This window comes from Pseudoalteromonas sp. AOP31-A2-14, from assembly GCF_052378035.1.
Lineage (GTDB): Bacteria > Pseudomonadota > Gammaproteobacteria > Enterobacterales > Alteromonadaceae > Pseudoalteromonas.
Map to the genome: position 1 here is coordinate 3,250,586 of NZ_JBQSXI010000001.1, position 13,034 is coordinate 3,263,619.

Annotated in this window: 14 protein-coding genes; 8 read left to right on the plus strand and 6 right to left on the minus strand. The window is 40.5% G+C overall.

Annotation, left to right across the window (positions count from 1 at the left end):
* Window positions 1-28 precede the first annotated feature (28 nt).
* From ACT3S9_RS15030 to ACT3S9_RS15050, 5 genes are read left to right on the plus strand one after another with little or no spacing between them, the layout of a single operon-like run.
* The gene (locus tag ACT3S9_RS15030; protein WP_192518606.1) at window positions 29-676 is read left to right on the plus strand and encodes a TnsA endonuclease N-terminal domain-containing protein; all 648 of its coding nucleotides are present in this window, start codon (window positions 29-31) and stop codon (window positions 674-676) included.
* Window positions 677-707: 31 nt separating this feature from the next.
* Window positions 708-2,681 (plus strand): Mu transposase C-terminal domain-containing protein, encoded by a 1,974-nt coding sequence (locus ACT3S9_RS15035; RefSeq protein ID WP_444751023.1) that lies wholly within the window; start codon window positions 708-710, stop codon window positions 2,679-2,681.
* Window positions 2,681-3,574, plus strand: coding sequence for a TniB family NTP-binding protein (locus ACT3S9_RS15040; RefSeq protein WP_192518608.1), 894 nt, complete (start codon window positions 2,681-2,683; stop codon window positions 3,572-3,574). The genes ACT3S9_RS15035 and ACT3S9_RS15040 overlap by 1 nt, the downstream gene beginning before the upstream one ends.
* Complete coding sequence (locus ACT3S9_RS15045) at window positions 3,532-4,689, plus strand: TniQ family protein (protein ID WP_192518609.1); 1,158 nt, start codon at window positions 3,532-3,534, stop codon at window positions 4,687-4,689. Before ACT3S9_RS15040 ends, ACT3S9_RS15045 begins: the two co-directional genes overlap by 43 nt.
* Window positions 4,667-6,097: a hypothetical protein gene (locus tag ACT3S9_RS15050; protein WP_192518610.1), complete on the plus strand. Its 1,431-nt coding sequence runs from the start codon at window positions 4,667-4,669 to the stop codon at window positions 6,095-6,097. The genes ACT3S9_RS15045 and ACT3S9_RS15050 overlap by 23 nt, the downstream gene beginning before the upstream one ends.
* A 61-nt stretch (window positions 6,098-6,158) precedes the next feature.
* Here the strand turns inward: ACT3S9_RS15050 and ACT3S9_RS15055 are convergent, their stop codons facing one another.
* Entirely contained in the window at window positions 6,159-7,262 is a 1,104-nt protein-coding gene (locus ACT3S9_RS15055; protein ID WP_096793603.1) for an ISAs1 family transposase, read from the minus strand.
* A 185-nt stretch (window positions 7,263-7,447) separates the two neighbouring features.
* Window positions 7,448-8,598, minus strand: a protein-coding gene (locus ACT3S9_RS15060) for an IS3 family transposase (protein WP_086957897.1) whose coding sequence is annotated in 2 segments (ribosomal slippage) — window positions 7,448-8,343 and window positions 8,343-8,598 — 1,152 coding nt in all. Because the reading frame shifts where the segments join, the coding sequence is not laid out codon by codon here.
* 65 nt (window positions 8,599-8,663) lie between these two features.
* On the opposite strand from ACT3S9_RS15060, the gene ACT3S9_RS15065 reads away from it, so the two are divergent.
* From ACT3S9_RS15065 to ACT3S9_RS15075, 3 genes are all read left to right on the plus strand, one after another.
* Window positions 8,664-8,960 (plus strand): IS630 transposase-related protein, encoded by a 297-nt coding sequence (locus tag ACT3S9_RS15065; protein ID WP_320157761.1) that lies wholly within the window; start codon window positions 8,664-8,666, stop codon window positions 8,958-8,960.
* Window positions 8,887-9,276: a transposase gene (locus tag ACT3S9_RS15070; protein WP_444673385.1), complete on the plus strand. Its 390-nt coding sequence runs from the start codon at window positions 8,887-8,889 to the stop codon at window positions 9,274-9,276. Before ACT3S9_RS15065 ends, ACT3S9_RS15070 begins: the two co-directional genes overlap by 74 nt.
* 68 nt (window positions 9,277-9,344) lie before the next feature.
* A protein-coding gene (locus tag ACT3S9_RS15075) for an IS3 family transposase (protein ID WP_192518618.1) occupies window positions 9,345-10,432 on the plus strand; the annotation gives its coding sequence in 2 pieces (ribosomal slippage) (window positions 9,345-9,597 and window positions 9,597-10,432; 1,089 coding nt in all).
* An 89-nt stretch (window positions 10,433-10,521) separates the two neighbouring features.
* On the opposite strand, the gene ACT3S9_RS15080 is transcribed toward ACT3S9_RS15075, so the two are convergent.
* The 4 genes from ACT3S9_RS15080 to ACT3S9_RS15095 all read right to left on the minus strand — a co-directional run bounded on the left by ACT3S9_RS15080 (window position 10,522) and on the right by ACT3S9_RS15095 (window position 12,921).
* The gene (locus tag ACT3S9_RS15080) at window positions 10,522-10,644 is read right to left on the minus strand and encodes an excalibur calcium-binding domain-containing protein (protein WP_227680057.1); all 123 of its coding nucleotides are present in this window, start codon (window positions 10,642-10,644) and stop codon (window positions 10,522-10,524) included.
* A complete protein-coding gene (locus ACT3S9_RS15085) occupies window positions 10,592-10,714 on the minus strand; it encodes a hypothetical protein (RefSeq protein ID WP_263972656.1) in 123 nt (40 codons plus the stop codon). The genes ACT3S9_RS15080 and ACT3S9_RS15085 overlap by 53 nt, the downstream gene beginning before the upstream one ends.
* A 100-nt stretch (window positions 10,715-10,814) precedes the next feature.
* Window positions 10,815-11,219: a hypothetical protein gene (locus ACT3S9_RS15090; RefSeq protein ID WP_225739089.1), complete on the minus strand. Its 405-nt coding sequence runs from the start codon at window positions 11,217-11,219 to the stop codon at window positions 10,815-10,817.
* Window positions 11,212-12,921 carry a hypothetical protein gene (locus ACT3S9_RS15095; RefSeq protein ID WP_201585319.1) on the minus strand — a complete coding sequence of 570 codons (1,710 nt, stop codon included), beginning with the start codon at window positions 12,919-12,921 and terminating at the stop codon, window positions 11,212-11,214. The genes ACT3S9_RS15090 and ACT3S9_RS15095 overlap by 8 nt, the downstream gene beginning before the upstream one ends.
* Between the last annotated feature and the right edge of the window lie 113 nt (window positions 12,922-13,034).

Here is a 13,034-nt window from a genome sequence, read left to right on the forward strand (position 1 = left end):
TTACAAATTACCAGAAATAGGTGTCATAATGTTCAAACATCAAACTCGTAAGATAAAACCGACTAGACGCAGTGTTTCAGGTGTCATTTCTTACAAGAAAAAGCCACTTGCTTACGAATCGACTTTAGAAAGAGATTTTATCATCTATCATGCTTTTCGAGAGGACGTTAAGAACATAACCCCTCAGCCTGTGAAAATACCTTTTACTAAAAATGGTAGAACCTATCATTACACGCCTGACTACTATGTGGAACTAGATGCCAAATTAGGTAAGTCTTTTATTGCAGAGGTTAAGCCAAAAAGTGAGTGGAAACTAAACTGGCGGGACTGGTCTGATAAGTGGAAAGCAGCTAAGCGATACTGCAAAGAAAAAGGTGTTAGGTTCATCATATTCGATGAGGATAGGATTAGACATGAGGCTCTTGAAAATATCAACTTTCTGAGGGCTTATGAGTCCTTAAGCGTAAGTAAGGAAGAGATTGAAGTAATACTTGCTGATATCGAGCAACGTGGTATTACCACTGTTGACTACATCTTGGCGAGATACTTCAAATCAGCACTTTATCGGCCTGATGGACATGCACTAGTTTGGCACTTAATGGCAAATAAGCAAATCGGGTTTGATGTTTGGAGCGACGTTCGAGATCTGCAAATGGAGGTCTGGCATGTTGAATAATGAAGTAGTAACCAAACCAATAGGGTTAAGAATGAGCACTCATTTCGATACCAGTAGTCCATATAGTCGTGATCATATTCAAATGGTGCTTGGTGGCATTTATCGTAATAAAAGCGATGACGATGAATATCAGCTTATCGAATACCTTGATGACTTAAATCAGGCGGTGTTTAAAAACTTAAAAACACTGAGCAATCAGGTTTTATCCATCCATGACTTTGATAATGTAACTGATGGTGCAAATACTTCGTTTGTCATTGACCTTAATGACATTGGTGATGATGAGTGGCAAGAAGCTCAAAAGAAGTACCTAGCTATTACCCCACTCATTTTGGAAGACGACTGGTATGGTGAGGATCACTATCGAGGTGAGCAAGGCTATATAAGAAGAGCCGAGGAAGTAGGTGTTTCCACTCGTACTCTTAGACGATGGGTTGATTCTTATCAATCAACAGGATCAATCGGCTCTTTAATTGACCAAAAAAGAGGGTGGAGAAAAGGGGCTAAACGTCTAGATGACAATATAGAAAACATCATTGGCGATGTCATTAATGACTTCTACCTTACGGTTCAAAGACCTAATGTACAGGCTACTATCAGAGAGATCTTTAGGCGTTGTCACTTAGAGGGGATCGATAAACCTAGTAAGAATACCATCCGTAACCGTATCAGCGAGATTAAAGAAAAAGACTTATTGCGCGGTCGTGGTCAAAGAAAGCGTGCTAAACAAAAATTTACCCCTAAAGCAGGGCAATTTCCTGATGCCAAATACCCTCTTAGTGTTATTCAGATAGACCATACACCAGTAGATTTAATATTGGTTGATGACAAGCATAGAAAGCCTATTGGTAGGCCATTCATTACAGTGGCTATTGATGTTTATAGTCGCATGGTCACAGGCTACTACATATCATTAGATGCACCCTCTGTTACCTCAGTGAGCATGTGCATCTCACGAAGTATTTTACCAAAAGATGAGTTGTTGCTTGAGTTTGGATTATCCGATGTGAAATGGAATGTCTTTGGTGTGCCAAAGAAAATTCATGTTGATAATGGATCGGATTTTAGAGCGCAAAGCTTGCAAAAATCTTGCGCCTTTCATGGTATTAATCTTGAATTTAGACCAGTAGCAAGACCTGAGTACGGTGGTCATATTGAGCGATTGATTGGCACTATGATGAAGCGTGTTCATGAATTGCCGGGCACTACATTCTCTAATATCAAAGAAAAAGACGAATACAACTCTGAAAAGCATGCCAGTTTGACCTTGCATGAGTTTGAAACGTGGTTTCTTACCTATGTCACAATGGATTATCACGAAAGCATACATTCAAGTATTGATCGCAGCCCTAAAGAACAATGGCGTATCGGTATATATGGTGATGGCTTTGAGAGTGGTGTTGGGTTGCCATCCATTCCATCAGACCCTCATACACTGGTACTAGATTTTATGCCTAGTATTGATCGTACCATTCAAAGAAATGGCGCAACAATAGATGGCTTGCAGTATTACGATGCTTGTTTAAACAACTTCATTAATCATACGGACGATAATGGTAATAAGACTAAATTTATCTTTAGACAAGATCCGAGGGATATTACTCGAATATGGTTTTATGACCCTGAGTTACTACAATACTTTCCTGTGCCGCTGGCAAATCAAGTTCTGCCACCTATTAGCCTTTGGGAATATAAGAGTATTTATAAACAAGTTAAGCAGGAGTCAGGAACCGTTAACGAGGCGCTGATATACCAAGCATTACAAGACATGCAAACCCTAGTTGATGAGTCTAAAAGTGCAACAAAAAAAATGCGTAGAAGTGAGCAGCGTAAAAAAGCCCACATTAAATCGCAGGTAATGTATGAGCAGTTGAAAACAGACGAGAGTGAAGAGGTAGTTGTATTAAATGATTTGCCCGAATCAACTAGGGTTTTAAGTAAAAGCGTAAACCTTGATGAGTCTGATGACAACGATGACGACCTATACTTTGAGGATATTGACTGATGAGCGAATCTCTATATACCCACATTCATGAGAAGTTTAGGCATATCGCTCATCTACCCGATAAACAGAGGATCGAATTTATCTATTCTCCAAGATGGGTAGGTTACAGCACTGCTAATGAGATTATTGATGTTATGCAGGGGCTGATGAATCATGTAAAGCAGCATCGTATGCCAAACTTGCTACTTATTGGTGATTCCAATAATGGCAAAACCACAATCATAAACCGTTTTTATGACAAGTTTGGAGATAACTATACGGCTGATGAGGAATTAATCATTCCTCTGATCAAAATACAAGCACCTCCAACTGCCAGTGAGAAGGATTTGTATATCTCTATTATTGAAGCGTTTCAGTTACCATACAGACCCACCGATGCTGCTAGTAAATTGAGATACCAAGTTGTTAACGCCTTTAGACACACCAACGTCAAAATGCTCATTATCGATGAAGTCCACTCAATGCTCACGGGTACTGCTAGACAGCAACGAGCCATCATGAATGTCATTAAATTCTTATGCAACGAGCTACTCATGCCTATCGTGCTATGTGGCACTAAAGACGCTATTCGCATTCTACATACTGATCCGCAACACGCCAGTCGCTTCGATGTAGCTGAACTGTCTTTGTGGCGCAACGATAAAGAGTTTAAACGTCTGGTTGGTAGTTTTGAGAAGATTTTACCGCTTAAAAGGCCCTCTAAACTTATTGAGACTGAAAAAGTCAATCTAATATACAGCATTAGCACAGGCAACCTTGGTGATGTTAAGCGCTTAATTAATGATTGTGCTATTAGCGCTATTGAATCAGGTGAAGAAGAAATTACCGTTGAGAACATTAGGGGTAAGTCATGTTTAAAACCAACCAAGGGGCTACGCAAAATTATTGGGTAAAACCACTAACTTTTGCCACACCTTTTTTATATGGTGAGAGCTTAACGTCATGGTTGGTACGCGCCGCGCTTAAGCATGGCTGTAGTCCTTTGACCTTTACTTACTATTATTGGCCCCAGTATCGGATATGGACGTATGACGCTGATAAAGGCTTTAATCATTTTGACGAGCAAATAATTTCTGATATAGCGGTGCTAACAGGTCATAACGTCGATACTTTTGATGATCAGATACTCATTGATTTCTCAAAGGACACATCCGTTGTATTAGATAAAAAAACACCCTTACAATGGACAGCACCTTTATCAAAACGCAACCGCTATTCGAGACTAGGCTATCCTTATTGCCCTGATTGCATGGAGGACGATAAGGAGGCTTACCTTAAATTGCAGTGGCGCTTCACATGGTCTGTCTGCTGCGCTAAGCATAAGACATTTCTACAAGTAGACTGTGGACACTGTAATCAGCCCTACCAACCCCAGCTTTTAAGCCCAGAGCAGCAGTTTATCAATCGCTGTCATGCCTGTTATGATAAGTTGGATCAAGCTATATCAGGTATTAAGCCAAGCGAAACTCTTTATGAGTTTCAGAAGCTTGCGGATCAGGCCTTTTTTAGCAAGCAAGGCATTGTTTTAGGGCAAGTGGTTAGCATGTGTCAGTGGTTTGAGTACCTGTTATTTTTAATTAATCTGATTAGACGAGGACTGAAAAACCCTAACTATATGTTTGGCAAGCTTATCGCTGCATTAGGAATTGATACTACTACACTATCCCTACCTAAAACAGCGCTTAGGTTTGACTACCTACCAGTTGATGAGAGAACAGTACTACTTGAATGCGCCTATCACTTACTACAGGTAGATACTGATAATTGGATCAAGGTCTGCTTAGATCTTGATATCACCCAAAATAGCTTTCAGTGGTCGAAAAGTACAATTACCCCTAAAGCTTTTAGTGATGTATATGATCAACTCCATAGAGTACCTACACGGCGGTATGAGGTGCAGTCAGAAGATATAAAGCCTGCCTCACCTGAAGTTGTGATGGCGTCATGGAATAGACTCAAGCGAAAGATGCAGATGAGGGAGAATTATGATAAACATAAAAAAAGCTAAGCATCGATGCGACTCCTGCGGTAATAAAGATGTTGAAATAAAAAGACGCTATAAAAACGATACTTACTGCGCGAATTGTTATCGGATATGGTTTATCAGAAAGCCTTGCAGTCAGTGCGGCGAGATAAATCGTCTGCACAAAAAAGAGGCTTTTGCCGTCTGTCGCGCTTGCCGTATGAATCAGCCTTGCACTCGTTGTGGTGGCGAGGCGGTTAAGGATGGAGCCAATACGGAATACGGGCGGGTGTGCCAAACCTGTTATCAGGGCTATTTTAAGACCAAAAAACAGTGTTTTGAGTGCGGTAAGTTTGAAAGAGGGGTTTGTAGCTATTCAAAGTTGTCTCATGATCATGGGGTATGCGTAAGCTGCTACCAAAGTCATTTTAGAGAAACTTGTCCTCTTTGTCACAAATATAGAGAGCTTGTCACTACTGATACAGGTGTTATGTGTCGCAAATGCCATGAGTTCGGTGAGATACCCTGCAAGAGTTGCCATAAGCTTATGCCTGCTGGTATGGGTAAAAAATGTGATAGTTGTTATTGGTCACAGAGACTCAAGCATGAGGCCGAGATTAATACTTATCTTTTGACTGATGGTGTGATGAGACAAGCTTACACTGCTTTCACAATATGGTTTGAGGCTGAGCTTGATAGCAAGACTGCTGCGCTTAAACATCATAACTATATCGATTTCTTTGTTCGCTGTGATGGGTTATGGGGCGTGATACCCGATTATGAATCATTGGTGAATGAGTTTAAGCCTAATGGTCTGCGTAAGTATCTAACAGCACTACGATGGCTGATCAAGACCAAGCAAGTTGTAGTAGACCCTAAGATTAAAAATCAGATTGTAGAGGAGGAGCGTATTGTTAGTCTTTTGGCTAAACTTGATGGTGATGCACCTCGCTGCATCAGTGAATACCATACATACTTAGAGCAGAAACTACTCAATGGCAAAACATCGCTTAAATCAGTCAGGTTGGCCTTGCAGCCTGCAATAGACCTATGTACTCAATTTAGACTTGAAGGCTCAAATACGCCAAATCAGGAACAAATAGACGGGTATTTGTTGATTAAGCAAGGTCAACGTAATGCGCTTTATGGTTTCGTGATGTTTTTGAATAAAAAATGTGGGTCAAGCTTAGTTTGTGTAAAACCCTCTAGAGATGCGGTTTTAAAAGCCAATCGAAGTGAGATCGAAAGGCAACTGATGGCGCTCAATAATCAGTCTAAGCCATTATCGGACAAAGATCAGTTAATATGGTTGCAGCTTGGTATGGCGTATTTTCACAATACTCAAATTAGTCTTAAGACATTAGCAACCATAACTATAAAACATGGAGGCGACGAAATGAATATTTTAACTTATAAAAAGCAAGACTATTGGATACCAAAATATATAGCTTGAGTCTAAAGCTAAAACCCTGACTAGGTACTAATATCAGGGCAAAATCATACTTGAGCGTTATTTATCCTAAAATAAGCTGCTCTCTTACCTCATCTGACCAAGCAGCCTGTTTCAACTTACCTTTCATACTGTCTTTTATCGCGCTTAATTTCGCTAAGTTCATCGCAAATCGTCTGAAGGTCGCCATATTCTCGGGGGCATCACCTCGACGAATACGTGAATCGTCTTCTTTAAATGTCATATCTAATACCCAGTGTGCTGAGTTTTCTATTCCCCAATGCTGGCGAATAGACTTGGCTACTTGCTCTGGGTTTATCCCTAGCGAGCTGATGTAATAACTCGTTTCCATTGTATGACTATCGCCAACATAACGCTGTCGTACTACCTCGACTATGGAGTTGAAATTGACCCAACCGTGGCGCTGCTCAAGCCAATCTGTCACCAACAGTTGAGTGTACGTGCGCTGCTCTATTCGACCATGCCCATCATTTACTGTTTCATGGCTATTTTGCTGGATGAGTGATGGCTGCTCTCGTCTGACTTTGTGATAGTAGGCTTGAATTTCTTTGTTCAATTTTCCTTGGTTATTCTTCACTTGCAGCAAATAGTCTCCGTCTTTCTTGCTGACGGCTTTCGTCACTTTCTTTAAACAATGCATCGCGTCTGCTGTGATGATATTGCCTTTAAGCTCAAGTAATTCAATAAGTGCCATCACTGTTGATACTTCATTCTTCTTACTTTTGGATTTGCATTGTGCTAGTACTAGGCCCTGTTCAACTGCATAAGCTGAAACACTGTGAATAGCTGTTTTTTTATCACCATCATAAGAATGGCGAAGTGTTTTACCGTCAAAGGCAATGACGCTTTGATTATTCGCATCTCTAAGCTCATTAACCCAAGAAACAAAACAAGCTAATAAAGCTTCAGGGGCCAGTGAGCTAATGATACGAGCAATCGTATCATCGACAGGAATACCATTTTCAAATGAACGAAACTTACGTAACCAAGTCAGTTTACTGTCACCGAATTGCTTAATATCCTTCCACCCTTCAGCACCTGAAATAATCGCAGTGACTGTAAGGAATATAACATCCAGCAATTCATGTTTTTTGTTGATGTGTGAACGAGTATCTTGAATGTCGTTGAAATGGTTGATGAATGACATGTTAATCGCCTTTGAGAAAAAGGCGATTTGATCACAGATTCGAAGTAATAATCAAGTTAAGTATGATCTTGCCCTGGTACTAATATAATATAAGTATGATAATACTACTGGATAGAACAAAAAATTATGTAGAAAAAACGGCCTCGAAAAGTAAGTGATCTGAACCATCATTAGTGGACACTTCGTTAAGCGACATTTAGTTGTTCAAATTTCTCGGGGCTTAAATAGCCTAACGCACTATGCCTTCTCTTTTTGTTGTAATCAATTTCTATATATTCAAATACATGCTGCCTCATGGTTTCTCGGTTCATAATAGGCTCATATTGGATGGCTTCGACCTTGAGTGAATGGAAGAAGCTTTCCACACACGCATTATCCCAGCAGTTGCCTTTACGACTCATACTTTGCATTAAATGATGTTCGCTTAATAAATCACGATAAGCATGGGAAGCATATTGGCTGCCTCTATCACTATGTACAATGACATCTTTAGGTCTACCTCGGCGCCAGATAGCCATTTGCAGGGCGTCACACACCAAAGATGATGTCATGCGTGTACTCATTGACCAACCAATCACTGAGCGCGAGTACAGGTCGATAATCACAGCGAGGTAAAGCCATCCTTCGCTGGTCATTAGATACGTGATATCACCTGCCCATTTTTGGTTGGGCTTATCGGCGGTAAAGTTCTGCTCAAGTAAATTAGGGGCCACAGGTAAATTGTGTTTACTGTCGGTGGTCGACTTGAATTTACGAGCTGCTTTAGCTACTAAACCCTGACGTCCCATGCTTCTGTTGATGGTTTTTACATCATGTTTATTCCCTTGCTCCGCCAGCTCGACTTGGATACGTCTCGCACCGTCTCGCTCTTTACTGTCAACAAATACGGCTTTGACCTGAGTATCTAACATTTGCTGTTGTTGTTTGCGCTTACACACGTGCTCACATGATTTTATCCATGCATAAAACCCACTTGGCGATACACAAAGTACCTTAGCCATTCTGATAACGCTGAATGTGCTTCGGTAGCTTTGCATAAATTCAAATCGTGTTATTTTTGATTTTTCGCGAAGTAGGTGGCGGCTTTTTTTAATATGTCTAGCTCCTCTGCTTGCACCGCTAGTTGGCGTTTCAAACGAGCATTCTCGGTAGCTAACGTACTTTCTCTATCTGATGTAGATGCCTTTTTCAGAGCAGCAGTTCGCCAATAGTAAAGCTGGGACTCTGCGACACTTAATTCTCTGGCAGCTTGAGCAAAACCTACTTTACTCGCCAGCTTTAGTGCTTCTTCTTTGAATTCTTCTGAATAGGATTTACGTTTGGTCTTAGTTGTCATGTTTCACCTCTATGAGTTAGTTTACTCACTTAATGAGGTGTCCAAAACTATTGGTTCAGATCAGTATGACCTTTGCCGAGGTGGCTGAGTTTTACAATCTGAGTCCAACCACGATACAGAATTGGAAGAGACGTATTCATAGTAAAACAACCAGACAAACTAAACCGTATAAAATACCAGATGACGTGCTACTTAATGATGTCAAAGAACATCCTGATGATTACCAGTATGAGCGAGCACGTCGTCTAAACTGTAGTAAAACAGGCATTTATCATGCTCTAAAGCGTCTTGGCATCAGTCAAAAAAAAGACTTTGGAACATCCAAAAGCATGTCCAGTAAAAAGAGCGATATATCTAAGTAAGCTTAATAACTTTATACAACAAGGCTATCCCATCGTCTATATGGATGAAAGCGGCTTTGAGCACGAGACTATTCGCTCTCATGGCTATGCACCAATTGGTAAACCCTGTATCGATAGCTACAACTGGCAAGGTAAAAAGCGAACCAACGTCATCGGTGCTCTGTATGAAAAGATGCTGTTTGCGCTTGATTACTTTGAACAGAATATCAACAGCAATATATTTTATGACTGGTGCAAGTTCACGCTTATTCCAAGTCTCAAGACTAAATGCGTGATTGTCATGGATAATGCTCAGTTTCATAAAAATAAACGGTAATCCTCCCAATAAAAAAGAACACTCAAAAATAGAGAATAACTGCTAGAATAAACCAGCAGGAGAATCCTATGAAAAAGACCCGTTTTAGCGACAACCAAATCGTCAACATCTTAAAGCAAGCAGAACAAGGCGTTCCTATCACCGAGCTCTGCCGAGAACACAATATTAGCCAAAGCACCTTCTACAATTGGCGCTCGAAGTATGGCGGCATGGACGCCACGCTTATCTCACGCCTCAAAGCACTTGAGACTGAAAACGCCCGATTAAAGAAGAGGTACGCTGACGAATGTCTTAAATCAGACATACTACAGGACGCCATGACAAAAAAGTGGTAGCGCCACAAAGGCGCAGACAGCTCGCTTGTCACTATATTGAAGCGCGTAGCATTAGCATACGCCGCGCTTGTCGTATCTTTAATATCAGTGTGACCTGCTACTATCACAAGTCCGTGGCAACGGATGAGAATAAGCAAATAGCAGACTTACTTATCAAACTAACTGATGAGAATAAGAACTGGGGCTTTGGCTTATGCTTTTTAACCCTGCGTAATGTCATGGGACTGCCATACAATCATAAGCGTGTATATCGTATCTACTGTGAGCTTGAATTAAACCTTAGAATCAAGCCTAAACGTCGCATTAAACGTGCTAAACCCGTTCCACTGGCAGTACCTGACCAGATCAACCACAGCTGGAGCATGGACTTTATGCACGACGGCTTAACAGATGGGCGTGGCTTTAGACTGTTTAATGTGATTGATGACTATAACCGTGAAGCCTTAACGGTCGAGGTTGACTTCTCACTACCGGCTGGGAGGGTGATACGTAGTTTGAACCAGCTCATTGAATACCGAGGTAAACCTGTCCAAATCAGATGCGACAATGGCCCTGAATATATTAGTAATGCGCTTAAAGACTGGGCTGAGCAGCAAGGTATCACTATTAGTTATATTGAGCCTGGCAATCCACAGCAAAATGCTTATGTAGAGCGCTTTAACAGGACAATGCGTTATGATTGGTTAAATCAGGAGTTGTTTGATAATCTTGATCAAGTCCGTCAGCAAGCAGAGACTTGGTTATATCACTATAATAACGAGCGCCCAAACATGGGTAACGGTGGTTTTACGCCGATACAAAAACTCAATCAGGCAGCTTAATTCTATTTACTAGGTGTCTTATGGTTGGGAGGGTTACCATACGAACTTGACTTCATGTTAGGCAACAAAGTGCTAGTAGTAACCTCACCCTAACGCAACGCCTCACATGCAATACCATCTTTATCGCGGTCTAAGCGCGTATATCCTGCTTTTTTTGCGTTACTCAAAGCATTCGGCTTCCGCTTGGCTACCAAAGTCAGCGCATACCACACCTCCTGCATTTGCTGTGATAGCAGTAAGCAACATAATAGATGAGACTACAAAAACAATAATATTTCTCATAAGTTAATCCTTTAAGGTTAATTGTTTTTAAATCTAACCCTTACTGTCAAACCAGATCAGGACGTATACTCCAAACAACTACCTATTAATAGCTTTTACTTTAGACGCCATTATCAAGCCTATCTTGGTACTCATCACACACCCTCAAACCCGCTTTAATAGCATCACTAAGGTCAGCACCCTCTTTGACACTGTAGGGCACGTTTGGGCGCATATTAGCTTGATTAAGAGCATCTACGGATGACTTGTTAAGCGGCGTACCGATATAAGATTCATCGGTAAAGCCCTCTGGTGCAAAATATACTTCACGCCCAAATTTTGGATGAGAAGTGCAGGATATCTCGCCATAAGGCACAGTGAATGGATAAGGTGTTGCATACTCAGTAGGCCATAGTGCTTCGTTTACGCCGATGTAACCTGCACCGTAGTATTCGTCGTATTCTGGTTCGACAGGCGTACAAGCTGTTGTCAACAATAAGGTAAGTCCTGCTATTAATTTACTCATCCTCATCTTTATCCTTATTCAAAACCCCTTTCTCCAGATTATCTATAGCTGTTTTAACCCAATTAACATCCTCACCATTGGTATGTTTAAAGTATTGGATGATGCCAAACTCAGATATTGCGGCTATATCGGACAGACGACCATTACCCCTAAATAACCGACCTACAACTTGTCTTATAACATCCTCTGTAAAACCATCTTGATCTATTACTTTTATAACAAGACCGCTAGTTTGACTGCCCTCTTTCTTGCAATCGAATAGATAAAAAACTCCAAGATTAGTAATCAGGCGCATGACGAACACTACCCTTACTTGAAAGTCATTTTTTTTACTGCGCATACCACGCACTGTCTCACCAATAAATATAGGATCGTAAGCAACATTTACACAGTCTATGATTACAGGAGCGTAGCGCAAAGTAACTTTAAGGTCTTGAGCATAGCGTAAAAGACGTTCAAAATTATTCTTTATAGAGTGAATCGCGCCACTATCCACTAAAGCTTCAAATCTACCAATGTCACCATTAGCATTACCATCCTCCCCATCAGCATAAGCGTCAGGCTTGTTCTGCGGCAACCATATAACCTTTGATTTACAGCTATCTACAGCCTCATCTAAGGTCAAATTTGCGCCCTTGACAAGCTCTCTTATCTTGCCTATGAGTTCTATCCTATGCCTGACTACAGCTGTGGTTATATTATTAGCATCTCTTTCAGCCTCTAGTAAGATCTCATCAGACTCAACGGTGTTATAGATCGGTCTAATTCTGGATGTTTGAGGTTTGATGCCATCGCCGTATGTAGCAGAATTAGGCTTGTCTATCCTATATTCTATGGCATCTCCTTGCGGCATAGACATACCTAATATTTCAGTACAAAGCAGAGTCTGATCGTCAATTCTCAAACCTGCTATTTTAATTTGAATGTCCTGCTTGTGATAAGGTTCGACCTTTAAGGAATAGTACTGCTTGTCATTAGCGAGCATTCTTTTATTGAGGTTCCAAACCAACCCTTTAGTATAAGAGTTTGTTTTTAAGTAGTATAAAAATACAGCGTCGGCAATTACGCATCGATCAGGAATAGTAATTAGATCACCATATCCATCATTTAGATTAAGTCTCTCTTCGACCTCCTGTTTATGCCAGCTAATAAGAACTTTATTAATCTCTTTTGATACCCCATAGTGCGCAACAAAGAACAAGACCGATGGGATGATTATTTTAACAGTATCTGTATGTACGACGATGTTGGAATTAGAGTCTGTTTTGATGTCATCAACTGGATAGCTATCAGGCTTGAGAATATACTCGCCCTTATCCTTTGAGATGCCATAATGGTTAGTATAGGTAAGGTTTGGGCGCTTGTATTTCTTATTGTCATAAGCATCTAGCTTGGTATATAAAGTTTCAAATTCGTACTTTTCTTCGCACTTCCCCTCTACCCAAATAGATCCTATGGGTAATTTCAAAATTGATTTAATTGATACTCCAACTACAACTTGTTTATTGGTAGTAGAGTTTAAAAAGTACACTTGAACCGTTTTGCGTCTACGGTGATAGTATATTTTTCCATACCACAGTACGATGTATTCAGTCTCTGGGTTATAGTAACTTCCTAAACATATCTCAAAGTATCTTTTGATATTTACCATACCCATGTATTTAACTTTTTTGCCGTTAGAATCGAACAATGCATCAAACATAACTCACCCCCAGCATGCTTGATCTAGGTGGCGAGTTAGCTATTTTTTTGAAGGGTGTTTTGAGTGAACAAAGAGAGATAAAGAGGTGTTTTTGACATCTATTCTTGGAATTT